The sequence below is a fragment of the Flavobacterium sp. HJSW_4 genome (assembly GCF_042436695.1).
GTDB lineage: Bacteria > Bacteroidota > Bacteroidia > Flavobacteriales > Flavobacteriaceae > Flavobacterium.
The window spans coordinates 75,734-100,451 of record NZ_JBHNPP010000020.1; the positions used below are offsets into that span (position 1 = coordinate 75,734).

At 32.9% G+C, this 24,718-nt stretch carries 21 protein-coding genes; 12 read left to right on the forward strand and 9 right to left on the reverse strand.

Features of this window, described 5'->3' with window-relative positions:
* Window positions 1–93: 93 nt before the first annotated feature.
* The 3 genes from ACE01P_RS17610 (at window position 94) to ACE01P_RS17620 (ending at window position 2,084) form a co-directional block, all read left to right on the forward strand.
* A complete protein-coding gene (locus tag ACE01P_RS17610; RefSeq protein WP_379700196.1) occupies window positions 94–654 on the forward strand; it encodes a Crp/Fnr family transcriptional regulator in 561 nt (186 codons plus the stop codon).
* 252 nt (window positions 655–906) lie between these two features.
* The gene (locus tag ACE01P_RS17615) at window positions 907–1,233 is read left to right on the forward strand and encodes a multidrug efflux SMR transporter (RefSeq protein ID WP_026728926.1); all 327 of its coding nucleotides are present in this window, start codon (window positions 907–909) and stop codon (window positions 1,231–1,233) included.
* Window positions 1,234–1,637: 404 nt separating this feature from the next.
* On the forward strand, window positions 1,638–2,084 hold the full coding sequence (locus ACE01P_RS17620; protein WP_379700197.1) for a GNAT family N-acetyltransferase: 447 nt from the start codon (window positions 1,638–1,640) through the stop codon (window positions 2,082–2,084).
* A 3-nt stretch (window positions 2,085–2,087) separates the two neighbouring features.
* On the opposite strand, the gene ACE01P_RS17625 is transcribed toward ACE01P_RS17620, so the two are convergent.
* Window positions 2,088–2,951, reverse strand: coding sequence for a LysR family transcriptional regulator (locus tag ACE01P_RS17625; protein ID WP_379700198.1), 864 nt, complete (start codon window positions 2,949–2,951; stop codon window positions 2,088–2,090).
* Between the two features lie 63 nt (window positions 2,952–3,014).
* On the opposite strand from ACE01P_RS17625, the gene ACE01P_RS17630 reads away from it, so the two are divergent.
* Together ACE01P_RS17630 and ACE01P_RS17635 are read left to right on the forward strand one after the other, a co-directional pair.
* Complete coding sequence (locus tag ACE01P_RS17630; RefSeq protein WP_379700199.1) at window positions 3,015–3,536, forward strand: GNAT family N-acetyltransferase; 522 nt, start codon at window positions 3,015–3,017, stop codon at window positions 3,534–3,536.
* 1 nt (window position 3,537) lies between these two features.
* Window positions 3,538–4,425, forward strand: coding sequence for a DMT family transporter (locus ACE01P_RS17635; RefSeq protein ID WP_379700200.1), 888 nt, complete (start codon window positions 3,538–3,540; stop codon window positions 4,423–4,425).
* A gap of 241 nt (window positions 4,426–4,666) precedes the next feature.
* On the opposite strand, the gene ACE01P_RS17640 is transcribed toward ACE01P_RS17635, so the two are convergent.
* The 4 genes from ACE01P_RS17640 to ACE01P_RS17655 all read right to left on the reverse strand — a co-directional run bounded on the left by ACE01P_RS17640 (window position 4,667) and on the right by ACE01P_RS17655 (window position 10,335).
* Window positions 4,667–6,943, reverse strand: a complete 2,277-nt coding sequence (locus ACE01P_RS17640; RefSeq protein ID WP_379700201.1) for an ATP-binding protein — start codon at window positions 6,941–6,943, stop codon at window positions 4,667–4,669.
* Window positions 6,944–6,946: 3 nt separating this feature from the next.
* Window positions 6,947–7,543 carry a biliverdin-producing heme oxygenase gene (locus tag ACE01P_RS17645; RefSeq protein ID WP_379700202.1) on the reverse strand — a complete coding sequence of 199 codons (597 nt, stop codon included), beginning with the start codon at window positions 7,541–7,543 and terminating at the stop codon, window positions 6,947–6,949.
* Window positions 7,544–7,648: 105 nt separating this feature from the next.
* Complete coding sequence (locus ACE01P_RS17650; RefSeq protein ID WP_379700203.1) at window positions 7,649–8,983, reverse strand: sensor histidine kinase; 1,335 nt, start codon at window positions 8,981–8,983, stop codon at window positions 7,649–7,651.
* A 2-nt stretch (window positions 8,984–8,985) separates the two neighbouring features.
* Complete coding sequence (locus ACE01P_RS17655) at window positions 8,986–10,335, reverse strand: sigma-54-dependent transcriptional regulator (RefSeq protein ID WP_379700204.1); 1,350 nt, start codon at window positions 10,333–10,335, stop codon at window positions 8,986–8,988.
* Between the two features lie 241 nt (window positions 10,336–10,576).
* Between ACE01P_RS17655 and ACE01P_RS17660 the strand changes: the two genes are divergently transcribed.
* Genes ACE01P_RS17660 through ACE01P_RS17680 form a run of 5 tightly spaced genes read left to right on the forward strand, consistent with a single transcriptional unit; the run spans window position 10,577 to window position 19,689 of the window.
* Complete coding sequence (locus tag ACE01P_RS17660; RefSeq protein ID WP_379700205.1) at window positions 10,577–11,698, forward strand: hypothetical protein; 1,122 nt, start codon at window positions 10,577–10,579, stop codon at window positions 11,696–11,698.
* Between the two features lie 27 nt (window positions 11,699–11,725).
* Window positions 11,726–12,436 carry an ABC transporter ATP-binding protein gene (locus ACE01P_RS17665; RefSeq protein WP_379700206.1) on the forward strand — a complete coding sequence of 237 codons (711 nt, stop codon included), beginning with the start codon at window positions 11,726–11,728 and terminating at the stop codon, window positions 12,434–12,436.
* Between the two features lie 3 nt (window positions 12,437–12,439).
* A complete protein-coding gene (locus tag ACE01P_RS17670) occupies window positions 12,440–14,851 on the forward strand; it encodes an ABC transporter permease (protein ID WP_379700207.1) in 2,412 nt (803 codons plus the stop codon).
* 1 nt (window position 14,852) lies between these two features.
* A complete protein-coding gene (locus ACE01P_RS17675) occupies window positions 14,853–17,264 on the forward strand; it encodes an ABC transporter permease (RefSeq protein WP_379700208.1) in 2,412 nt (803 codons plus the stop codon).
* Between the two features lies 1 nt (window position 17,265).
* Complete coding sequence (locus tag ACE01P_RS17680; protein ID WP_379700209.1) at window positions 17,266–19,689, forward strand: ABC transporter permease; 2,424 nt, start codon at window positions 17,266–17,268, stop codon at window positions 19,687–19,689.
* Window positions 19,690–19,949: 260 nt separating this feature from the next.
* On the opposite strand, the gene ACE01P_RS17685 is transcribed toward ACE01P_RS17680, so the two are convergent.
* From ACE01P_RS17685 to ACE01P_RS17695, 3 genes are all read right to left on the reverse strand, one after another.
* Window positions 19,950–20,561 carry a DUF417 family protein gene (locus ACE01P_RS17685; RefSeq protein WP_379700210.1) on the reverse strand — a complete coding sequence of 204 codons (612 nt, stop codon included), beginning with the start codon at window positions 20,559–20,561 and terminating at the stop codon, window positions 19,950–19,952.
* Between the two features lie 79 nt (window positions 20,562–20,640).
* Window positions 20,641–21,453 carry a helix-turn-helix domain-containing protein gene (locus tag ACE01P_RS17690; protein ID WP_379700211.1) on the reverse strand — a complete coding sequence of 271 codons (813 nt, stop codon included), beginning with the start codon at window positions 21,451–21,453 and terminating at the stop codon, window positions 20,641–20,643.
* A 53-nt stretch (window positions 21,454–21,506) separates the two neighbouring features.
* Entirely contained in the window at window positions 21,507–21,965 is a 459-nt protein-coding gene (locus ACE01P_RS17695; RefSeq protein ID WP_379700212.1) for an Lrp/AsnC family transcriptional regulator, read from the reverse strand.
* Between the two features lie 98 nt (window positions 21,966–22,063).
* Here ACE01P_RS17695 and ACE01P_RS17700 point away from each other — a divergent pair, with 98 nt between their 5' ends.
* Complete coding sequence (locus tag ACE01P_RS17700) at window positions 22,064–22,978, forward strand: DMT family transporter (protein WP_379700213.1); 915 nt, start codon at window positions 22,064–22,066, stop codon at window positions 22,976–22,978.
* Window positions 22,979–23,086: 108 nt separating this feature from the next.
* Here the strand turns inward: ACE01P_RS17700 and ACE01P_RS17705 are convergent, their stop codons facing one another.
* A complete protein-coding gene (locus tag ACE01P_RS17705; protein ID WP_379700214.1) occupies window positions 23,087–23,641 on the reverse strand; it encodes an NAD(P)-binding domain-containing protein in 555 nt (184 codons plus the stop codon).
* Between the two features lie 169 nt (window positions 23,642–23,810).
* On the opposite strand from ACE01P_RS17705, the gene ACE01P_RS17710 reads away from it, so the two are divergent.
* On the forward strand, window positions 23,811–24,718 hold a 908-nt coding region (locus tag ACE01P_RS17710), incomplete at its 3' end, for a hypothetical protein (protein WP_379700215.1).

The window sequence follows — 24,718 nt, forward strand, 5'->3', positions numbered from 1 at the left end:
GAAATATGAAAAGTAAAATACAATAATTCTAACTGAAATTTTCTGTTCAATGCTACAACTAGTATCTTTATTCCAAATTTAAAAAAGCTAAAAATGGATATTTCTAATATTCTAGATAATATATACCAGCTTCCTGAACAGTCAAAATTGGCGTTGCAAAATAATGTCTCCGAAATTGCTTTCCCGAAAGGACATATTTTACTTAAAGCCAACAAAATAGAATCGAATATTTATTTTATAAAAAAAGGATTGGTACGAGCGTATGTAGAACGAGACAATGAAGTGACTTTTTGGTTTGGAAAAGAAGGCGAAACCGTAATTTCAATGAAAAGTTATGTCGAAGATTTACCTGGTTACGAAACTATAGAACTTCTGGAAGATTGCGAATTGTACGAACTCAAAACAGAAAACTTGAGAAAGCTTTTCAGCGAAGACGTTCATATTGCCAATTGGGGAAGAAAATTTGCAGAAAAAGAATTAATCAAAACCGAAGAACGACTGATTTCCAAACAATTCAAAAATGCCTCTGAAAGATATTTAGAATTAATGAAAGATCATCCTGTATTGCTTCAAAGAGTACAATTAGGACATATTGCTTCTTATTTAGGAATCACGCAAGTCAGTTTAAGCAGAATTCGTGCAGAGTTAAAATAAAATAACTCAGCAACCGAAATTATTTTTAACACATAGAAACATAGTTTATTGGAATGTACAAAAGGCGTTTCACTAATTTCAGTACATATAGCTATGTGTTAAAGCTTGCTTTTTTTGTAATCTTAGCGACAACAAGAAAATCTATGTTTCTATGTGTTTAAATTATAGTGGCTAAAATAACTTCATTTTTTATCATTTGTTAAATTTTTTCTGCATTTCATGAAGGAACTTTGCACCTCAAAATTTAATTATATGAACTGGATTATTTTAATCATTGCAGGCTTATTTGAAGTAGCCTTCGCCTCATGTCTTGGAAAAGCAAAAGCAACAACAGGAACCGAAATGTACTATTGGTATATTGGATTCTTCATCTCTTTAACAGTAAGTATGCTATTGTTAATGAAAGCTACTGAAACGCTACCGCTAGGAACTGCTTATGCCGTTTGGACAGGAATTGGAGCAGTTGGAACTGTATTGGTAGGAATATTTGTTTTTAAAGAACCTGCAGCTTTCTGGAGATTATTTTTCTTAGCAACTTTGGTTGGTTCTATTGTAGGTTTAAAAGCGGTTTCGCATTAAAAATATACTTTTTTTGTTTCAGGTTTCAAGTTTCACGTTACTCAACTTAACTTGAAACTTTTAAAATTGTTACACTCAACTTTGTCAAAGTTTGAAACTTTGACAAAGTTTTTTTGTTTAAACTAACCACAATCTTGTCATTTCGAGGAACGAGAAATCTTCGCAAGAAACTCGACAAAGATTGGCAATATTCTGGGCGGAGCTACTTGCGAAGATTTCTCGTTCCTCGAAATGACAAACTGTTGGCATAACTTTGTCAAAATTTGCGTTTTGGAATTTACAATTTCAAATTTGATATTCCAAAAAACAATTAATGCATTTTCAGCATCACATGATAAAAAAATAGCATTTTACCACATTATTCTCTGCTTTATCTTTGTCAAAAATTAAAGCCTAAAATTAAAATGACATTCAGCCATTCCATTAAATCTTTTGACGAATTAACCAATCACGAATTATACGATATGCTTCGTTTGAGATGTGACGTTTTTGTAGTCGAACAAAACTGCCCGTATCTCGACTTAGACAATAAAGACCAGAAAGGTTTTCATTTATTGTATTTCGTTGATAACCAATTGGCAGGCGTAACGCGTTTGCTTCCTTCTGGAGTTTCTTATAATGAAATTTCGATCGGAAGAGTTGCAATTGCATTATCACATCGCGGACTAGGTTTAGGAAGAAAATTGATGGAAGCTTCAATAGTGGGCTGCGAAGAAAAGTTTGGGAAAGCGCCAATCAGAATCAGTGCGCAGTATCATTTATCTAAATTTTACCAATCGCTTGGATTTGTGGAGCAAGGCGAAGTTTACGATGAAGATGGAATTCCGCATATCCAAATGCTTCGCGCATAAGATTTACGGAATAATCAATTTCAAAACATTGGACAACACAGGATTATGATCTTCGGTTCTCCAATTGATGTACAAATCGGTTTCTAAAGGCAATTTGATAAATCGAATTCCTGGAATTTCATGAAAAACATAAGAATCAGGTAAAATCGCGATTCCGAGTCCTTTTCGAACCAAAGCAATAATTGAAGAACCAAATTCAGAATGAAGATAAACTTCTGGAGCATTTTCTAAAGAATTGAATAACCTTCGAATAAGATCGCTGTAACTGCTTCCTTCATCGTTGGTTGGCAATATAAACTTTTGAGAACCAAGCGTTTCTTTGGTCAGATCTTCGGGAGTTTTATAAGGATGATTTTCGGGAACGACGATCGCTAAATGATCGGTATAGATTTTTTGAGACTGAATATCTTTAGCATTATTGATATCTCTCGTAATCGCCAAATCGATTTTATAATTGCGAAGGAAATCCTGCTGATTCTCATACAAAACCTGAACCAGTTTGACTTTAAGTTTTGGAAAAGCATCAGAAATACGAGATAAAATTTCGGGCATCATAGAAGCCGAAATAGAATCGGGATGAGAAATGGTAATCGTACCGCTCTCCCCTAACTGAATCTGGCGGGCAGATTGATGAATAAATTCTAATTTACTCAATTCTACCTCCCATTTTTCTTTTAAGAATTGGCCAGCTGCTGTAAGTTTGACATTGCGTTTATTACGTTCAAACAGCTGTACGCCAAGCTGATTCTCTAAAGACTGAATCTGACGGCTCAATGCTGATTGTGTAATATTCATTTTTCCGGCAGTGTTCCAGAAATGAAGTTCGCGGGCTAAGGCCAAAAAATATTTAATCTGCTGTAAATCCATTGATGCAATTTACGCATTTATCAAGAATAAAAAATAGCTTTTAACGCATTAAAGAAATAAAAAATGAATACTCTAGAAATAATCAAAGCAACAGCAGATGATGTTTTAAAACTGCAAGCAATTGGAAGACAAACTTTTTCTGAAACCTTTGCTGATGTAAACAGCGAAGAAAACATGAAAAAATATCTGGATGAAAGCTTCGCAACAGCAAAACTGACTTCTGAATTAAACAATCCTTCGTCTTACTTTTATTTAGCCGTTTTAGACGAAAAAGTCGTTGGTTATCTAAAATTGAATACAGCTGAAGCTCAAACAGAAAAAGAAGATTTAAACGCTTTAGAAGTAGAACGTATTTATGTAGCAAAAGAATTTCATGGCAAAAAAGTCGCGCAAGCCTTATACGCTCAAGCTGAAAAAACTGCCGAAGAACTAAAAGCAACTTATATGTGGCTGGGCGTTTGGGAAGAGAATTTCAGAGCGGTAAGTTTCTACACCAAAAATGGTTTCGTGCAATTTGACACACATATTTTCAGATTAGGCGACGACGAACAAACTGATTTAATGATGAAAAAAGTATTGATTTAAAATGGAAAGAAGACAGCTTTTATTGTTTTTACTAATTCTGGGCACTGCATTTTGGGGCGTTTCTTATTCGGTTACCAAAATGGCAATTGGAAATTTTTCGCTCAACATTTTCTTATTTTATCGTTTCCTTTTGGCTGTATTTGTATTGAGTATTGTTTTCTGGAAATACGTTAAAGATATTAATCGAGAAGCGATTAAAACGGGTTTTATACTTGCTGTTCCTATGTTTTTAGGTATTCAATTACAGACTACGGCGCTCAAATATACCGATGCTTCGCAATGTTCTTTCATTGCAGGATTGACAGTAATTATTATTCCGATGCTGAAATTAGCGATCTACAGAACCAATACGCCTTTGAAAATTTGGATTGCGGCTCTGACTGCTTTAACGGGATTATTTATTATTGCGATAACAGACAAATTTACCATAAACGTCGGCGATTTATTTACAATCTCTGGCGCATTTGCTTTTGCCGTTTATTTGATTTCTGTCGAAAAACATTCGGCAGCCAAAAATCTTTTGTACTCGATTGTACCGATGTTTGCATTTTGCGCTTTATTTACTTTTTGTATTGCGCTTACTGATTCGCAAGCTGTTTGGTTTCCAAAAGACGACACATTTTGGTTGGGTGCTGTTTACTGCGCTTTGTTTTCTACAGCTTTTATGTACACGGTTTCCAACATTTCACAACGTTATTTATCAGCAGAACGTGTAGCGGTTATTTATTTGTTCGAGCCTGTTTTTGGTGCCATTGGAGCTTTCTTTATTTTGGGAGAAAATCTTTCGTGGCGCTTACTTTTGGGCGGAACTTTGATTTTTTCTGCGACTATTATCTCTGAAGTGAATTTTAAAAGTAATAGGTTAAAACTTTTTGTTCGAAAAAATTAAGTTGATTTTTTCATGTAGATTTAATAAGATTTGAGCTGATTATGCTGATTTTTTAAACACATAGAAACATAGATTGTTGAATGTGTAAAGGCGTTTCACTTTATTGAAAATAACATAGATCTAATCGCAATCTCTAATCCCAAAGTTGAACCTTTGGGCTATGTTTAAATATTTGTTGTAAGCTTTGTCAAAGTTTGAAACTTTGACAAAGTTTCACAATGTTTCTGAGTTTTTTAGTCTTTTAAATAGGCAAAAGTATATCTGAAGGATCACAAGGAAAATAGATAATGATATCGGTACCTTCGTTAGGTTTTCCTTCGGCGCGAATATCTCCTCCTACAGCCTGCATAATTTTTTTACAAAGTGCCAAACCTACTCCAGAACCGGTATAATGTTCTTGTGTATGAAGTCTTGTAAAAACTTTAAAAATAGATTCGGCATACTGTTGCTCAAAACCAATTCCGTTATCAGAAAAACGAACCCAGTGGCAGTATACTTTGTATTTGTCATGTATTAAAACTGGCTCTTGAGAAGCCGTTATTACAATCTTCGGTTGTCTTTCTGCCGAAGCATATTTTATGGAATTCTGAAGAATATTAATAAACAACTGACGCATTAAAAATCCAATAGCATGAACTTCCGGAAGGTTTTCATTCTCAATTACAGCGCCACTTTCTTTAATGCTTTCGTGCATTTCTTTAATAGTAGACTTCAAAATTTTATTTAAATCTACTTCTTGTAATTTATCTCTTGTGTTTTTTATTCGAGTATATTTCAAAATATCTTCTAGCAAACCACTCATTCTATTAGCAGATTTAGAAACACGTTGTAACGAATTCGAAATAGATTCTGTAGAAATAACATCGAGTTCCGTCAGCATTTTTGAAGTAATCAGCTGAATTTTGCGCAATGGTTCCTGTAAATCGTGTGTACTAATCCAGTTGATATTTTCTAACTCTGAATTGGTTTCTTTTAATATTTCGCTTTGACTGCGATATTTTTCTTCTTCTTCACTAAGCATAATCAAAATTAGCTGATTATGTAAAGTGTGGGCATATTGAGCTGCAGCATTAATTTCATACTGTTTCCAAGGAATACTCTGATGTTTTACAATCTGTTTCCAGATATCGAAAGAATTTCTAGGATGCAGTCCATTAGCATCCTTAATAATACTTTTCTCTGGATCCCCGCCCCAGTTAATCTCTGAAATTGTTTCAGGTCTATACCAAATTATATGACCATCAATACCCAATGAATGATAGATGATTCCAGCGAAATTAGAATTTTCAGCAAATTCAGGAAAATGGTCTGTGATTTTATTCGTTGAAAAAATTTCAGTTACATTGTTGCTGGTAATTTTTTCAACAAGACTTAAAATGTCTTCCTCAGACGGAGTTAATCCTTTTTTATAGATTTTATCTCTAGAAACTATAGAAACGCCAGAAGCATTAGCAATTTCCAATAATTGTGGCGCTTCAATAATTTTTTCTAAAGATTCTTTTACAATAGAAAGTTCGAGCGCTGTTAATTGTTCTAATGCCAAAATAGTTTTCTGCGCATTAATATATTCGTCATTAGACTGTCTAATATCTATTTGAGAAGTAATAAACTGTCCTTGAAGTTTTGCTGCCAATCTAATTTCAGGAGAAATATTTTTTTCCGAATAATGATGACAGGCAATTAATCCCCATAATTTATCGTGATGAATTAGAGAAATGGTTAACGTTGCTCCTACTCCAATATTTTTTAAATATTCTACGTGAATTGGTGATGTACTTCTTAGAATAGAAAGACTTAAATCCAGATTTTTTCCTTCTTTATCATCAACCGTATAAATTGGAACTGGTTCGTAATTAATATCAACAATCAATCTAAGCTGATTTCTGATGTATAATTCGCGGGCCTGAGCAGGAATATCCGTATGTGGGTAATGTAATCCTAGAAAAGGTTCTAAATCTTCTCTGCAATCTTCTGCAAATACTTCTCCATTGTACTGCTCATCAAAACGGTAAATCATTACACGATCGTAACCCGTTATTTCACGCGTTCCTTGCGCAACAAGAGCACATAAATCTTTTAGTGATTTGGTTCTGTTCATTTGGCTCACAAACTGAATAGTTTGTTTGTAAGCATCAGCCAATTTTTCTCTATCAGGAAATAGCAACTCAGCTTCTAAAACATAAACAGCACCGCTTTTATGAATATTAATTTGAAATAATTTTCCAAGTATTTCTATTTCAAGAGGAAAAGCATCTTGAATTTCATCCCCTTTTATATATGCCAATATTTCTTCTTGGGCAATTGAACCAAAAACAGCTGCAAAATCTTTTCCTAATACTTGAGTATGAGTCAAGTCAAAATATACAGCAATATTTTCTGTACAAAAATCTATTTTCCAGCCAGTCGTAATACCTAATAGAAAACCATGAGGTTGTATTTTACCAGGAATATGTATGGGTTCGTGTTCGCAATTGGTTAAATTAACTATCTCACGATTAACTATATCTTTAATTTTCATTTTTTACTTTCGGTCAAAATGCTTGTAAATGCTGTCAAAAGCAAATACAGCTCCTTCTATAATTTCCTCTCCACAATTGTGTTCCTGCTCATATTCTGATAGAAAAGCTAGAAAAGATTTCCAAAAACTTCCTGTTTTTTCTCCATAACCATTGAAATAAGAAACGCCTTTCTCCTCAGAAAGTTGTAATACTTTCGAAACATTTTTCAAAATAAACCTTCCGCCAAGTGTTGAACCTTCCACCACATATAAAATTCCTAATGCAAAAGCAGGAGAAATTCCTTCAGTTTGAAAAACCTTTTCTGTATTTGTTTTACTAGAATTTAAAAATAAAAGATCATTCTCTATAAGATGTTTCTTTCTTCTTTGTTCTAAATCATCAATTAAATTAGAAAAAAACGGAAAAATAAGTCCCTCCGTATCGTTGTGAACATCGTGCATTAAACTTAGATAATACGTATAATCTTCGACCTTCATTTCTGGCGACATAATCGACATTGAAACTGGAAGTTCTTCTAATTTCTTATGAGAATCAGAAGTTTGCGTTTTTAAATCAGAAAGAAAATTAGAAGCTATTGAAGATGTTGTATTACTACTCATATGTTACTTTTTGTATGTTTACGAGAGTCATTTTAAAACTGCTCTCTCACAAATTTAAAAAAAAATACATAACAGTTTTTAAAATCTTATTTTAAAAAAAACCTATCAATTTTCAATCAAAGAAATCTCAAAAACAGTTTGATTATTTTCGTTTCTATGCGAAATATAACCGCCGTGTGCTTCTATAATGTTTTTAGATAAAGTCAAACCAATTCCTGCGCCTTCGGTTCTGGTGGTGTAAAAAGGAAGAAAAATTTTGTCTTCAATTTCTTTTTCGATTCCTTTTCCGTTGTCTATAACTCGAATAAAAACGCGGTTATTTTTGGCTTCCGCCGAAATCGAAATTTGCTTCGAATCTTTGTTTTCTAATGCATTAATTGAGTTTGTCAATAAATTGATCAACACTTGTTCTGTCTGCTGAGAATCGACGTTTATCCAATAATTTTGGGTAACTAAATTACGGACTTCAATATTATTTTTCTTGAATAACGGATTCATAATTTGAATACAGTTTTCAATTAAATGCTGTAATTCTACTTTTTCTTTTTTTGGAGAAGGCAGCATTGCAAGTTTTCGATAACCTTCAACAAATTTCTGCAAATGGTCGCTTCGTCTCAACATCGTTTGAACGCTGTGTTTGATGTCTTCTAAATCTTCTGACGAAAGCGAATCTTGCTCAACTAAATCTTCCAGATTCTGGCAGATGGAACGAATTGGCGTTATAGAATTCAGCAATTCATGTGAAATCACTTTCATCAAATTAATCCAAGCATCTTTTTCTTTTTTCTCGACTACATTCTGAATCGAATCTAGTAAAACGATGAAATAATCCTGTTCAAAAATTTCGGTTCTTGATGCCTGTAAAACAAAAGTTTGTCTGCTTTGTTCGTTGATACTGATTTCGATTGAAGTTTTAATTTCATGAAAATCATCTTCTTCAATAATCTCACATAAAGCCGGCAACTGATTTTTAAGATATTTCCATTTCGAAACCTTAGAAACATTAAAATGATTCGAAAAATAATCATTCATTAAAAAAATGCTCCAATCTGCTTCTTGCTTCTGCAAAATAATGACGCCCGATTCAATATTATTTAGAATTGAACGATAAATAATATCTCTCGTAACTTGCTCATTTTGTTTGTTTTTCAGCGTTTCATACAAATTGAACAAATCGTTGTAACTGCTATTGAATTTATGTTTTGAAAAATCAGAACTGAAATCATTCTGTAAAATTGAAGAAATGGTTTTATTGTAAACCAAAACCAGATTTCGAACATAAAAATACATTTCGCGACCAAGCAGAAAAACCATGCAAAGTCCGAATATTCCAGTAAAAAGTAAACCGATTTTAAAAAAATAAAGCGACAATTCGATTCCGATGACGATAAAAATCAATCGCAGGAAAATGAGTTTGTAAGTTTGTAAAGTCTTCAACATAATTAGCCGATATTGATATTAAACTTCTCCAAACGTCTATAAAGCGCGCCTCTTGACAAGCCCAACTCTTCGGCCGTTTTACTGATATTATTATTGTTTTTAAGAAGCGCTTTCTCAACCGTAGCTTTTTCAACCGAAGAAAGCTGAATATCATCTGGATTTTCTTCGTAAGGCGTTATCATTTCTAAATCCAAATCAGAAACTGTGATTGTGTTGTTTTCGCAAAGAATAACGGCGCGTTCTATCTTATTTTCCATTTCTCGAATGTTTCCGTTCCAAGCGTGTTTTTCAATTTGCTCTAAAACTTTTTTATCAAACGCAATTTCGTCTCTTCCGTATTTTTCAATCATTTTATCCAAAAGATATTCCGCAAGCGGAATCTTATCTTCGTGTCTTTCTCTTAGCGGAGGCAAAATAATTTCCATCGTATTTATACGATAATACAAGTCTTCACGGAAGTTTTTGTCTGCAACTTCTAGTTTTAAGTTTAAATTGGTTGCGGTAATAATACGAACGTTCAAAGGTCTTGCTTTTGTTTCCCCTAATCGTGTTATTGTTTTGGTTTGAATAACTTGAAGCAATTTTGATTGTAAATGAAGTGGTACATTTCCTATTTCGTCTAAGAAAATTGTTCCGTTTTGCGCCATTTCAAAACGTCCAGGCGTATCTGTTTTAGCATCTGTAAAAGCACCTTTTGCATAACCGAATAATTCACTTTCGAAAATATTTGAATTTAAAGAACCCAAATCGACCGCAATAAAAGGTTGATTTTTTCTTTCTGATTGCGAATGAATATGATGAGCGAGAACGAATTTTCCTGTTCCATTTTCTCCTAAAATCAAAACATTAGCATCTGTTTTTGCCACTTTATCTGCTAATGAATAAGCTTTTTTTATAATTTCAGAAGTACCAACAAAAAATTCCTCTTTTATCTCAACTTCTTTATTTTTCTTCTGTTCTTTTCGTGCTTTATCTACAGCTTGTTTCACCGATTCTAAAAGCTTTTTATTTTCCCAAGGTTTTAATATATAATCAAAAGCACCCGATTTTAATCCTTCAACAGCGGTTTCTACTTTTCCAAAAGCCGTCATTAAAATCACAACTGTTTTTGGCGAAAGCGTTTTTATTTCTTTCAATAAGTACAAACCTTCTCTCCCATCTTCAAATCCTAATCTGTAATTCATATCTAACAAAACAACATCGATGGTATTTTTTGCTAATAATTCGACAATATTTTTCGGATTATTTAAAGTAAAAATGTTCTCGAAATACTTTTTCAGATAGACTTTTGACGCAAAAAGTATGTCTTCCTGATCGTCGATGATTAAAATAGAAGCGTTGGTCTTTTTCATTTTTGTTCGGTTTTGGACGAAAGGTGTCCATTAATGGACAATTCAATTTTATTTCGAAAAACAAATCCTTAAAAATAAGGCAATTGCAAGGTTTAATTTATTGGCACGAAAATCACATTAGAACTTGTAAATCATTAATAATTAACAGCTTTCGGAAGTAAAAATAGCAAAATAAATAGCGATTACACATTGTGAAAATTTTAAATCCTAAAAAATAAACCAACTAAAACCATTATCATTTATGACTCCCTATCAATCAACAATCCAATCTAACTGGCTATCAAAATTTTATTTAAGTTTCCTCACAATCGTGGGCGGAGTCAACGCTTTACTTTTTGTGATATTACCTATTCTCCCATACAATCTTACCAAGTTTATAAATGCCGCTGGAATGTTGAGTTTATTATTAGCGATTTTGTTTTCAATTGTTTTTTCTTTCTATTGGAATTATAAAGAAAAAAGCAATAGCATAAACTCTGAAAAATACAAGAATACACTCATTTCATTATTGCGCTTTTGGCTTGCTTTTCATGTTTGCATTTTTGGTTTTGAAAAGATTATAGATGTCAATTTTTCTTTTTCTTACCATATAAATGATTCTTTGGTAAGCACTCTAACTGGTCAGGAACTTACTTGGAAATATTATGGATACTCTTATAGACTTTCAATTATAGTTGCCATATTGCAAATTTCTGGAGGTTTTGCATTACTATTTAAACGATCTATTTTACTCGGATTAGTATTGCTAATGCCAGTAATGTTCAATATTTTACTGATTAATCTATTTTATAATATTGGCCCAATTACATGTTTTACCTCAATAATAATTATGCTTGGTTTGGCTTATTTATTATTTCAGTATAAAAAAGACATCATTGCTTTGTTTACTTCTGTTAAAATAACTTCTTCGGTTGTAAAAAATAAAGCTTTGCGTTTCGTAGCCCGTGTTTTTTGCATTTTAATTCCTTGTTTATTTGTGCTTTATTACAGTAATCAAGTACAGCTTTCTAAAAAATATTTTGGAAAATGGAAAGTTGAAAGCCTTTCTAAAAATGGCAAAATAATTCCTGAAAAAGCATGGGAAAAAGATAGTTCAGCGTGGAAAACTATTTATATCGAAGAAAGAGAGAAAATTTTCTTCTGTCCAAATCCGAATATGTACGTCGATAGCGCCTCAATTTATATGAAATATAGATTTGATGACGCAAAAAATACCTTTAAAGTAATTTCATATGAAAGAAACTTGCAAAATCCCGATACAATTCCTGTTCAAATTAATAATTTCGACAGCAATTCTATGCAGTGGAATATGGTATTGTATAAAGACACAATCAGAATGCAATTAAAAAAAATTAAACAATAAATCAATCAAAAATTAAAACAGTCAATTATGATTACCATTACAAAACTTTCAAAAGTATTTAGAACTGAAGAATTAGAAACTAAAGCATTAAGCGAAATTTCGTTAACCATCAATCAAGGCGATTTCGTATCGATTATGGGGCCGTCTGGAAGCGGAAAATCGACTTTATTAAACATCATCGGACTTTTAGACAGCGCTTCTAGCGGAAGCTATGATCTACTTGGTCAGGAAATGGTTGGCTTGAAGGAAAAACAAAAATCGCAAGCCAGAAAAGAAAACATCGGATTCATCTTCCAGAATTTCAATTTAATTGATGAATTATCGGTTTTTGATAATATCGAATTGCCTTTGATTTACAACAATGTTCCTTCTGCAGAAAGAAAGTCTCGCGTAAATGATATGGCAAAAATCTTGGGAATCGCCCATAGGTTAAAACATTTTCCGCAACAGCTTTCAGGCGGACAGCAGCAACGTGTGGCCGTAGCGAGAGCTTTAATCAATAATCCGAAAATTATTTTGGCCGATGAGCCAACTGGAAATCTTGACAGTAGAAACGGAAACGAGGTAATGGAATTACTAACCGATCTTCACGCTAGCGGATCGACAATTTTGATGGTTACGCACTCTGATTATGATGCTTCTTTTTCGCAAAAAACTATTTTCATGAAAGATGGTGTAATCCTTTCAGAAAAAGCAAATCATAGAAATGTAGATGTTTTAGTAACTGCTAAAAACTAGTTTATGCTTCAAAATTGGCTTAATATATTTATTTATCAATTGAAGCATAACAAGCTTTTTACAGCTCTGAATATTCTTGGTTTGAGTATAGGAATTGCGGGTTTAATCTTTGCAACGCTGTACTGGAATGATGAATACTCATACGACAAATGGAATCCTGAAAAGGATAAAACTTTTATCGTGATGAATGATGTTGGAAAGGGAAATATTTTTGCTACCAATTCTGCCATTACAGCGCCACTTCTTAAATCTTCTACTCCATACGTAGAAAACTATTGTTATTTCAGGGACTATTACTCAAAAGAGGCCATTCAATTTAATGGAAAAACAGAAATTGTAGATAAGATCTTTTCTGCGCAAAAAAGTTTCTTCTCTTTTTTTCCGTATGAATTCAAATATGGAAATCCAAATACTGTGCTTCAAGAACCTCAAAGCATTGTATTTTCTGAAGAAACGGCTTTTAGATTTTTTAAGAATGAAAATCCAATCGGAAAACAGGTAAAATATGATGACAAAACGTATGTAGTTCGCGGTGTTTATAAGATACCAGGAAAATCGGTTGTCATGCCAGATGCTATTACCAATAGCATTGAAGAAAGTCTTGAAAAACATAAGGATCATTGGGGTTTCAATTATGGTTTAGTTCTAAAATTGAAGAAAAAAAGTGATGCGCCGCTAGTAAAAAAAGCTCTAGATGAAATTTTTATAGAAAAAAACTATAAAAGACAAGCTAGAAATGAAGGCATGACACTAGAATTGTTTATTAAAACATACGGCGAACCTTTGAAAACAATCGTAATTCCTTTTGAAAATTCTAGACTTATCAAAGGCAGTTATCCCTTTCCGGAAGGAACAGGAAATCTTCAGTTTTTACGAATCTTGATGGGATTATCAATTGTAATTTTATTGCTGTCGATTGTAAATTACATCAATTTAGCTACAGCTAATGCCATAAAACGCGCAAAAGAAGTTGGTGTGAGAAAAATTATTGGCGCAACTAAAAGACAGATTGTGCTTCAATTTGTGTTTGAAACCACTCTAACTATGCTATTTGCTTTGTTGCTAGCACTTGTAATTGTTGAAGTTTCTTTGCCATTTTATAATCAGCTTTTGAGCAAAGAGTTAGTTCTTGCGGGATCTCAGTTTTTCATACAGCTTATTTTAATTTTTATTCTTGTCGTTATTGTGAGTGGTGTTTTTCCTGCCGTTTATATTTCAAATTTTGAAGTTTTGAGCGTTTTAAAAGGAAATTTTTCGCACAGCAAAAGCGGTATATGGCTTAGAAACAGTATGCTGGTTATACAATTTGCTATCGCAGTTTTCTTTATTATTGGCTCGTTTATAGTCTATCAGCAAGTTCAATTTATGGTTGAAAAAGACTTGGGTTTTAACGGATCTCAAATATTAAATATCACTTTTAGAGCACAAAAGGACAAAGAGCAATTTGCGCGATATGAAAGCTTAAAACAGGAAATAAAGAAAATTCAAGGTGTTGAATCAGTTTCAGCTGGAGCCTTCGCTATTGGTGAAAATTGGTCTTCGAGAGGCGGTTTGCATTATAAAAATATTCCTGAAGTTATCATTCAACAATTGGGTTCAGATTTCGGAATGTTGGAAATGTTGGGCGTTAAATTAGTTAAAGGACGTTTTCTTTCTGAAAAACTGGCTTCTGATACGATTTCTAATGTTTTATTAAATGAAGTCGCAGCCAAAAAAATGAACGAAAAAAATCCTTTAGATAAAATAATTGACTGGCAAGGAGAAAAATACAAAGTCGTGGGAGTCGTAAAAGATTTTCATTATTATGGCCTTGATACAGAAATTAGTCCGATGATTTTCTTTCATATCAATACTCAAAAATGGACGCAGAATAGCATTGAAACGATTTCTGTGAAAGTTTCTTCTAAAGATATGCTGCAAACTATATCGGCACTAAAAACTTTTTGGTCTAAAAACGTAGATTCAGAATATCCTTTTGAATATACTTTCTTGGATAAAAACTTCGCAAAAACATTTAAAAAGTACGAAGATCAAAGAAACTTATTTGCTCTATTGAATGTTGTGGTGATTCTAATTGCAGTTTTCGGCTTATTTGCCTTAGCTTCTTTTTCTATGGAAAGAAGATTAAAAGAAATTGCAATAAGAAAAACGCTTGGTGCTGAAACCAATATGTTACTGAAAGAACTGTCTAAACAATATGTAATCTTCTGTATCATTGGTTTCTTAATCGGAATTGTACCTGCTTATTTGCTATTGCAAAAATGGCTAGAAAATTTTCCTTTCCGAATAGATATTACGCTTCTACCCTTTATTCTTGCTTTTGTTTCATTGCTTTTTCTAACGCTGACAATAGTTTTAGCAAAAGCGTATCAAGTAACAAAAGTTGATGTTTTAAAATATTTAAAATACGAGTAAAATGCTTAAAAATTATATTAACACATTTATATATCAGATCAAAAACAATAAACTGTTTTCGATTCTGAACATTTTAGGATTATCCATCGGAATGGCAACTTTAATTTTTGCTATTCTCTTTTGGAACGATGAGCATTCATACGACCAATGGAATCCTGAAAAAGGACAGATTTATTCTGTTATGAATGACATTGGCAACAACAATATATGGTCAACAAACCCTGCTACGACAGGCCCTTTGTTAAAAGCTGTTTCACCAGATTTGGATAGTTATTGTTATTTCTATGCCGAATATGCGAGAGATGTAATTTCGTATAACGGAAAAAAAGAAATGATCAGTAAAATCTTTACCGCTCAAGCCAATTTTTTCTCTTTTTTCCCTTTTCAATTCGTTTACGGAAATGCCAAAACAGCGCTTCAAGACAGGAATAGTATCGCTTTATCTGAAGAGACTGCAAAACGCTTATTTGGAAATGAAAATCCGTTAGAAAAACTCGTAAAATACGAAGGACAGCTTTTTACGGTTCGAGGCGTGTACAAAATTTCTCAAAAAACGTCTGTCATGCCAAGTGCTGTTACAACCATAATTGAAGATGATTTAAAAAGAACAAAAAATGAATGGGGTTATCATTACGGACTTATTCTTAAGATTAAAAATCCGAAGGCAACTTCTAGAATCGTACAAACTATTAATAAACTTTTCTTAGACAATTGCACCAAAGTATATGCAAAACAAGAAGGTTTAACCGTTGCAGCATTTATAAAAAAATACGGAGAACCCGTAAAATCAAGTCTGCTTCCGATGCCTGAAGCACGTATGTACAAAGGAAGCAATCCTTTTCCAGAAGAAGGTGGAAAACTACAGTACCTCCTTATTTTAATGGGATTGTCAATCTTGATTTTATTGCTTTCGATTGTAAATTATGTCAATCTCGCGACAGCAAATGCGATAAAAAGAGCCAAAGAAATTGGCGTTAGAAAAATTACTGGAGCCAGAAAAGGACAAATCGTAGCGCAGTTTTTATTTGAAACCGCAATAACTACTCTTTTTTCTGTTCTTTTAGCATTAGTGATTGTCGAGATTTCACTTCCTGTTTACAATTCTTTTTTGGATAAAGACCTAGTTTTAATTGGATCTCAATTTTATATTCAACTGATTCTGATTACGTTATTAGTCATTATTGTTTCTGGAGTTCTGCCAGCAATTTATGTTTCTAATTTTGAAGCTTTAAAAGTTCTAAAAGGAAATTTTTCAAGAAGCAAAAAAGGGATTTGGCTCCGTAATGGGATGCTGGTTTTACAATTTGCCGTGGCCGCTTTTTTCATTATCGGATCTTTTATTGTTTACAAACAGGTCAACTTCATGGCTGAGAAAGATTTAGGCTTTAAAGGAAGCCAGGTTTTAGACATTACTTTTAAAGCAAAAAAGAATGAAAAACAATATGAACGTTACAAAAAAGCGCGACAAGAGATAAGTAAAATAAAAGGCGTAGAAGCCGTTTCTACCGCTTTGTTTGCCATGGGGTCTCAAGAAAATTCATGGTCAACTGCGAGCTATAAAAGCAATACTTCATTTATGATTCAAGAAATGGGAATGGACTTTGAAATGCTCGATATCCTAGATGTGAAACTATTGAAAGGACGAAAATTAAACCTAGCTTTTTCATCTGACACTATTTCTAATATTTTAGTAAATGAAACTGCGGCAAAACTAATTCCAGAGAAAGACATTCTAAATAAAACATTGGTCTGGAGAGACGAAAAAGTAAAAATAGTCGGAATCGTAAATGATTTTAATTACTTCGGAATGGAAAGTCGTATTTCGCCAATGATATTTTTTTATGTTACTAAAATCAACGGAGTAAAAGACGATATCCGTCATATTTTCGTAAAAGTCTCGCCAGATAATATGCAAGAAACCATTGCAGAGATCAACAAATTATGGATCAAAAAAGTAGATTTTGAATATCCTTTCGAATACAATTTTGTAGATAAAAACTATGCGAGAACGTACAAGAAATATGAGAATCAGAGGGATTTATTTGCCTTACTGAACATTATCGTAATCTTAATTGCCGTTTTCGGATTGTTTTCTCTAGCTTCTTTTTCTATGGAAAGAAGATTGCGTGAAATCGCCATTAGAAAAACGCTTGGTGCAGATACCACAATTTTACTAAAAGAATTGTCTAAACAATACGTGCTTTTCTGTGTAATTGGTTTTTTAATCGCAACTGTCCCTGCGTATTTCTTATTGCAGAAATGGCTTGAAAATTTTGCTTTTAGAATTGATATCCCGCCTCTACCCTTTCTTTTGGCTTTTGTTTCGCTGTTATTTTTAACGCTGACGATTGTTTTAGCAAAAGCCTATCAGGTAACCAAAGTGGATGTTTTACGTTATTTAAAATACGAATAAGATGCTAAAAAACTGGATCAATATATTTATCTATCAAATAAAACACAGTAAACTTTTTACTGCTCTTAATATTCTCGGGTTATCAATTGGAATTTCAGGTTTGATTTTCGCGCTCTTATATTGGAACGACGAACACAGCTACAACGCTTGGAATCCAGAAAAAGACCGTGTTTATCAGGTATTGGCACAATTAAGCGATATGCCTGTAACAGCAAATAATCCTGTACGTTTAAAACCGCATTTACAAAATGATCCCAACGTAGAAACTGTTGTTTACGCAGATGAATGGTATCAAAAAGACAAAGTGATTTATAATGGGCAAAAGGAATTTGTAGACAAAATCGTAAATGCCGAAAAAGATTTCTTCTCTCTTTTTCCTTTTGAATTTATTTATGGAAATCCCAAATCGGCTATAAAAGACGAAAACAGTATCGCCATTTCTGAAAAACTTGCCCAACGCTTTTTTGGGAATAAAAATCCTGTGGGAAAACAAATCAAATGTTTGGATGCTATGTTCACGATTTCTGGCGTTTATCGCATTCCGGGAAATTCGTCAATTGCGCCTAACATCGTCATCAACCACATGAAAGACTTGGCAGATCCTGTTAAAAACCCTGGGCTTTTTGTTTTAAAAGTATTAGTAAAACTAAAAGATCCATCAAAAGCAGAATCAACTAGAAAAATGCTTGATAAAGTATTTTATGATGAGATTATTGTAAGAACTGCCCAACAAGCAGGTTTTACACCTGAAGAAATGGTTAAGAAAATGGGAAGTTTTAAGGTTTTGATGGAACCGCTTTCGTCAGCAAGATTGCATTCTGTAACCGACGGTTATCCTGAAGGCAGAGGAAATTATCAGTTTTTGGTCATTATGGCTTGCTTATCGGTTTTGATTCTTATTTTGTCCATTGTCAATTACATTAATTTGGCAACTGCAAATTCGATTAAAAGAGCCAAAGAAGTTGGTGTTCGCAAAGTTTTGGGCGCATCCAAAAAGCAGATTGTTTGGCAATTTATTTTTGAAACTTTTTTGATGACTGCCTTTTCGGTTTTATTAGCCTTAATGATTGTAGAAATTGCACTTCCTTTTTATAATTCTTTTTTAGAGAAAAATCTAAGAATAGTCGAAAGCCAATTTTATCTTCAATTAATACTCGTTTTTATCATAACCATTGTCTTTGCTGGAATATTTCCTGCTCTATATGTTGCTAATTTTGAAACTTTAAAAGTATTAAGAGGCAATTTTTCGCGAAGCAAAAGTGGTGTCTGGATTAGAAACGGAATGCTGATTGTTCAATTTGCCATTGCTTCATTTTTCATAATTGGCTCTGTAATTGTTTATCAGCAAATTAAATATTTAAACAATAAAGATCTTGGTTTTAAAGGCGATCAGGTTATGGCAATTTCATTAAATCTGCCGTCTTCGTATTATCAAGGAGAAAATGCTGGAAAGAACATTTTTGAAAGATACAATACTATAAAACAGGAACTTTCAAAAATTAAAGGCGTTGAAAAAGTTTCAACTGGCTTGCTTTCTTTTGATGGAGCTGACGATTCGCAATGGCCAATTTGGTATCAAGATGTACTTTTCAAACAAAAAGCCATCGGACTTGATTATGACATGTTGAATCTGTTGAATATAAAAGTAATAAAAGGAAGAAATCTTAGTCCAAACATGGCTTCAGACACTATCAATTCGGTTTTAGTGAATGAAAAATCATTGAGTTTAATGCAAATGAAAGATCCGATTGGAAAAGAAATTAAAATTGGAAATCAAAAAATGAGAATCATTGGCGTGGTTAAAGATTTTAATCTTTTGAGCCCAGAAGTTGATGTTCCGCCAGTTACTTTTTATCATATAAAATCGCTGGATATGGCCAGTGAAATGAATCGCATTTACGTAAAACTAAAAGCAGATCAAATTCAAAGTTCTATTGCTGCAATCGAAAAATTTTGGAAAGCAAAAGTTGATACAGAATATCCTTTTCAATACGATTTTGCCGATAAAGAATATGCTAGAACTTATGAATCTTATGTCAAGCAAAAGAATCTATTTTCATTGCTAAATGTCGTCGTAATCCTTATCGCTTTGTTTGGATTATTTGCTTTGGCTTCGTATTCGATTCAGCGTAGAATGAAAGAAATTGCCATTCGAAAAACATTAGGCGCAGATACCAATGTGCTGCTAAAAGAATTGTCCAAACAATATGTTTTGTATTGCATAATAGGTTTTATAATCACGATTGTTCCAGCTTATATTTTACTGCAGAAATGGCTGAATAATTTTGCTTTTAGAATAGAAATTCCTGTTTTGCCTTTCTTCATTTCTTTTGTTTTTTTATTGATTCTTACTTTAATTATTGTTTTAGCGAAAGCGTATCAAGCAACAAAAGCAGATGTTTTAAAATATTTGAAATACGAATAATCAGTTTATGTTTAGTAGAAAAGCTGTGCGAATTTAAAACCTTGCACAGCTTTTTGTATTTCTTTGCTTCTCGTTGCGTTTTTTTACCGCAAAGATTCTGTGTTGATTTCCCTAATAAATCTATATTTTATTTCTCTCGCAGATTTAGCAGATAATGCAGATTTTATGATAGAAATAAAAAATCTGTTAGATCTGCCAAATCTGCGAGAGAAAAAAAATGCGCCCTTGCGACTTTGCGAGATTAATTTTTAAGCTTTTAATTAACCATAAAATTTTTCTAAAATTTTCTTTGCATTATCTGAAGCTACAATCAATCCGCCGCTCATCATAATAATGTCTTTTAGAACCAAACGACCTCCAACAGAAAGATACGGAAAACCAAATTCTGGTGTTGGAAAATCTCCTCCCAAATTCGGAACGTAAACTTCTGGTGTTGTGATTAAAAACGATAAAGTTACAAACGCCATTCCGAACGTTAGAAGTCCGCCGACAAAACCAAATTTAGGAAACCAGATTCCCAAAAGAACCAGTAAACCAATTGTCACAATAACAGTTCCTAATCCGTAAGAGAAAATATAAGTTCGGTTTTCCTCGTGCCATTTGATGTTTTTCTCAACAGTTTTACCTTCAAGGTTTTTATGAAGTGTGTAGGCTTTCACCGTTTTTCCTTCGTCATTTACAACTTCTTTATTGGCATCTTTATAAAAGAAACTCATAAACGGACTATTCGCGACAAGCGGAACAATTCCGTCAGCTTCATATTTAAAGGCTTTTAATCCGCCAATCCAAGCCATTACAACGAATATGGCAATTCTTAAAAAGTGAATAAAATTGTTTTGTCCACCAGCTACAAATCTTAGTAATTTTTCCATTTTGATTATGTTTTAAATACACGCCAAAATTACTTTACAGCTACATGGATAAAAATGGACGTAAAGGAGTTTTCATGGACTATTTTGCCACGATAGAAATACCGACTTCTTTTCTAAATTCTTTAGGCGAAATACCAACGCTTTTCTTGAAATAACGGCTGAAATAAAATTCGTCTTCAAAATTAAGATCGTCTGCAATTTCTTTTATGGTTTTCGTAGTTAAATGCAATAGTTTCTTCGCTTCCAAAACAATGCGATCTTGAATCAATTGTGAAGGCGATTTTCCGAAATGTTTTTTGATTCTTTTACTGAAAGTATTGACACTCAAATTGTATTTAGAAGCATAAAAAGCGACTTCTTTAGCTTCTAGAAAATGATTATCAAGCAAATGTTGAAACTTCAAGATATCTGCATTCCCAATAGATTCCTGAATCTGCGGTGACATTTTGAGCTGTTTTTCTTTGCTGCTTAATGCCAAAACAACTTGCAGATACGATTTTAGAATCGAATTATCATAATCGAGTTCAGAGTCTTCTACCCTTTTCATTCTTTCAATAATGCTTGCAATTTCTTCGTAAATAAAATCAGAAACAATTACAAAAGGTTCACTGTAAATATCATTGAATAAAATTCCGTTGCAAGCGACTTCTTTTTTATGATATTCGATGCAATAAAAATCTCCGTGAAAGCTTAAAATGTTAATGAAAGGCGCTGAAGAACTCTTCCATTGCAACAATTGATACGGCGTTAAAAACAAAAGACATTTTCCTTTGCATTCGTAATCGGTTAAATCAACAGAAAAAACAGCTTCTCCATCAAACATCAAAATGTTATAATACGGTTCGTTGATTTCCTTTTCAAGAAAAGAAGATTGTTTCAGCTGGATTTTCATAGTACTAAAGTACAGATTGTTTTTTGTTTCACGCAGATTTAAAAAGATGTAAACTATAATGTAATCGGAATATTTAAACCCAATTTTTCAACTCCCATTGCGACTACAGTTCTGAATCTTTTGACATTTTTATTGGCAAAAAACAATTCTCTGGTAAGCTTTTCATATTCTGCCATTGATTTTGCTACAATTATTAAAACAAAATCAGATTCTCCCGTTACATAATAGCACTGCTGCACTGCAGAACAAGATACGAAAGACTTTTTGGTTTCATCAATAAGATCGATTTGTTCGCTTTCTAGAAATACTTCCACTATTAAAGTTACAGGATTTCCTAGAGCTTCCCTTTCTAAAATTGAAATATCATGTTTGATAATTCCTTCTTCACGCATTCTTTTTATTCTGCGCTGTACCGCGGCGGGAGATAATCCTATTATTTCTCCAATATCTCGTTGTGGAGTTAAATTATTTTTTTGAAGAATTTCTAGTATTTGTCTATCAAAACTATCCATAAATGAAACAAAATTGCAAATTTACCCTCAAATTTAAGTAAAATAACCTTCAATAATGATGCAATTTTGCACTTTATAAATTAACAAATAACACAAGAATGAGTAAATCAATATTTAAGGGATTTCTTTTAGCCATTATAGCGGCTATATTTTGGGGAATTTCGGGAACATTTGGACAGTTCTTATTTCAAGAAAGAGGACTAAATGTAGAATGGCTAATCACCGTAAGAATGTTAGTTTCAGGAATAATTCTTTTATTTTATTCGAAATTAAATGAAAAAACAGCAGTATTTGAAATCTGGAAATCAAAAAAAGATGCCTTTCAGTTATTGGTATTTAGCATCGCTGGAATGCTTTCGGTACAATACACCTATTTTGCAGCTATAAAACATTCTAATGCTGCAACTGCTACCATTTTGCAATTCTGCGGACCAATAATTATTGCCATTTTCTTGGCTTTAAAATTTAAAAAACTGCCAAAAGTAAAAGAAACATTAGCCATCGTACTTGCCGTAACCGGAACCATATTACTAGTTACACATGGAAATTTTAATAAATTGGCTATTTCTGAAACTGCTTTATTTTTCGGACTTAGTTCGGCAATTGCTTTAGCTGTTTATACCTTACAACCTGCTAAACTGCTCCATAAATACAAACCCTCAGTAGTTATTGGATGGGGAATGTTTTGCGGTGGTTTTGCTTTTAGTTTTGTAAAAGCTCCTTGGCAAATAGAAGGACAATGGGACATGCTTACCTTTCTTTACACTGCTTTAATCATTGTATTCGGCACTTTAATTGCGTTTACATTCTATCTAAATTCCGTAAAAATAATTGGAGGTCAAAAAGCCAGTTTATTAGCATCTGCCGAACCACTTGCGGCCACTGTTTTGGCAGTTTATTGGCTTAAAACACCTTTTTCTATTATCGATTGGATTGGAAGTTTATTGATAATCTCCACAGTCTTTTTATTGAGTAAAAGCGCTGAAAAAAAAGCTGTTTTGAAGACAGATTAAAAAACACCCTTAAAAAAAATGTCCCAGAAAGTTAGCTTTTCTGGGAACATTTCGGGGGTTGAATAATGGATTATATTCAAAGCTGGTTTCGTAACAAAATTACTCGAGTTAATTCATCGAATAAGCCGTTCTTGGGGGCAAACAGAAATCTTCAAAATCTACTCCAGCAAGGTTAAGGCTTTTAAAAAATGTCTTTACTTTATTCTTTGCTTCTTTATCTGTACCTGTATAAAATATTTCGTTTCCCTTTGGTCTTTGATTTAATAATGAAAGTACGCTCGGATTAACGATATTAAGAACCTTTATTACATGAGCTTCTGGCAAAAGAGAAGCTATAATTTCACTTGATGATTTTGAATTTGGTTTAAGGCATTCTAAACTAAAAATAGGATTACTGGCATGTATCAATATTTTTTCGTCCATATCTGGCAGATCGGTTAAAAAAAGCGCTACATCTTCACGCGGAATAAATAAAATCAAAATAGCTGCACTTACTGCTTCATTTCTGCTTACCAGTTTTACATTCTCTCCCATTGCTAGAGCTAGATCTTTATATTGGCGATTTTCGCGGGTATTACTCAATAATACTTCGTGTCCTGCCTGGGCTGCTCGATCTACAAAATTCATTGTAAAACTACACAGACCGATTACTCCTATTTTCATACTTTTTTAAAACTTTGCCTTTAACCTTAATAAGACAAATATAGTCGTACTGACTATTACAAAACTTGTTTTAGCTGTCCCAATAAACCTACAGCCTTGTAGATTTAAAACTACAAACCGCAATTTCTAATTTATGTTTGCTAAGTTTGTGTTGTATAAAATGAGTTAGATGTCCAAAATAACAGCTTTTGTTTCTTTTCGCTATTGTTGTTTTTTGCTGCTGCTTACTACAACAAAAATCATCTGCCAAGAAAACTACACGGCGAGATGGTACACTGCGGATAATGACGAACTGTATCAGAATAGCATAAACGCCATCATTCAGGACAAACATCATTTTATTTGGATGACGACCGAAAATGGAATTGTTCGCTTTGACGGAAATAATTTTATAGTCTTTAATTCATCAAATACGACTTTAGAGCATAATCGTTTTAAAGATATTTTTGGAAGCACTGAAAAGGATAGTCTCACCAGTTTTAACGAAAGCAAAAAAGAACTTGTTTTCATCAAAAATGCAAAAGTTCAGATACTAAAAAAGAATCGTCCCAAATATAGTTTAACTCGAAACGGCAAACATTTCTTTTTTCACGATGGTCTTCCTTCCAATTTTACTATTGATAAACGCGAACGCTTCTTTATTAGATTGTCATCAGGAGACATCTATTTTCTTGATTCGGAAAAAATAGAATTATGCGATTCTAAAATGAAAAGCATTTCAAAAATTGCTTTTAAAAACGATAATATCTTTAATTTCTTTGCCTTAGACAACACTCTTTTTTATTTGTCTAGTGACGGAAACTACCAATGTTTTTCAAAAAAAGGCACCTCTTCTGGAAAACTGAATGCATTCAATGCTAATCATAAACTTTATTGGAATATCACTACTGGACAGGTTTTTCTTAGCGTAAAAAATAAAATATACAAGCTAAAAAATCTAAATGGAAAATTAACCGCTGAATTCATTGTAGAATATAAAGAACTAGAAGCCAATACTATTATCGCGATCTATTATGATCAAAATAATAATAAACTCTATTTAGGAAGTGGCACAAATGGCTTGTGCGTTATTTCTTT

Bases quoted from the DNA above. Each gene is read 5' to 3' on its own strand.
- ACE01P_RS17675 (WP_379700208.1), top strand. From the start codon at position 14,853: ATGCTTAAAAATTATATTAACACATTTATATATCAGATCAAAAACAAT.
- ACE01P_RS17690 (WP_379700211.1), bottom strand. From the start codon at position 21,453: ATGAAAATCCAGCTGAAACAATCTTCTTTTCTTGAAAAGGAAATCAAC.
- ACE01P_RS17655 (WP_379700204.1), bottom strand. From the start codon at position 10,335: ATGAAAAAGACCAACGCTTCTATTTTAATCATCGACGATCAGGAAGAC.
- ACE01P_RS17630 (WP_379700199.1), top strand. From the start codon at position 3,015: ATGAATACTCTAGAAATAATCAAAGCAACAGCAGATGATGTTTTAAAA.
- ACE01P_RS17615 (WP_026728926.1), top strand. From the start codon at position 907: ATGAACTGGATTATTTTAATCATTGCAGGCTTATTTGAAGTAGCCTTC.
- ACE01P_RS17705 (WP_379700214.1), bottom strand. From the start codon at position 23,641: ATGAAAATAGGAGTAATCGGTCTGTGTAGTTTTACAATGAATTTTGTA.
- ACE01P_RS17700 (WP_379700213.1), top strand. From the start codon at position 22,064: ATGAGTAAATCAATATTTAAGGGATTTCTTTTAGCCATTATAGCGGCT.
- ACE01P_RS17625 (WP_379700198.1), bottom strand. From the start codon at position 2,951: ATGGATTTACAGCAGATTAAATATTTTTTGGCCTTAGCCCGCGAACTT.
- ACE01P_RS17685 (WP_379700210.1), bottom strand. From the start codon at position 20,561: ATGGAAAAATTACTAAGATTTGTAGCTGGTGGACAAAACAATTTTATT.
- ACE01P_RS17635 (WP_379700200.1), top strand. From the start codon at position 3,538: ATGGAAAGAAGACAGCTTTTATTGTTTTTACTAATTCTGGGCACTGCA.
- ACE01P_RS17650 (WP_379700203.1), bottom strand. From the start codon at position 8,983: ATGTTGAAGACTTTACAAACTTACAAACTCATTTTCCTGCGATTGATT.
- ACE01P_RS17670 (WP_379700207.1), top strand. From the start codon at position 12,440: ATGCTTCAAAATTGGCTTAATATATTTATTTATCAATTGAAGCATAAC.
- ACE01P_RS17665 (WP_379700206.1), top strand. From the start codon at position 11,726: ATGATTACCATTACAAAACTTTCAAAAGTATTTAGAACTGAAGAATTA.
- ACE01P_RS17645 (WP_379700202.1), bottom strand. From the start codon at position 7,543: ATGAGTAGTAATACAACATCTTCAATAGCTTCTAATTTTCTTTCTGAT.
- ACE01P_RS17610 (WP_379700196.1), top strand. From the start codon at position 94: ATGGATATTTCTAATATTCTAGATAATATATACCAGCTTCCTGAACAG.
- ACE01P_RS17660 (WP_379700205.1), top strand. From the start codon at position 10,577: ATGACTCCCTATCAATCAACAATCCAATCTAACTGGCTATCAAAATTT.
- ACE01P_RS17640 (WP_379700201.1), bottom strand. From the start codon at position 6,943: ATGAAAATTAAAGATATAGTTAATCGTGAGATAGTTAATTTAACCAAT.
- ACE01P_RS17620 (WP_379700197.1), top strand. From the start codon at position 1,638: ATGACATTCAGCCATTCCATTAAATCTTTTGACGAATTAACCAATCAC.
- ACE01P_RS17680 (WP_379700209.1), top strand. From the start codon at position 17,266: ATGCTAAAAAACTGGATCAATATATTTATCTATCAAATAAAACACAGT.
- ACE01P_RS17695 (WP_379700212.1), bottom strand. From the start codon at position 21,965: ATGGATAGTTTTGATAGACAAATACTAGAAATTCTTCAAAAAAATAAT.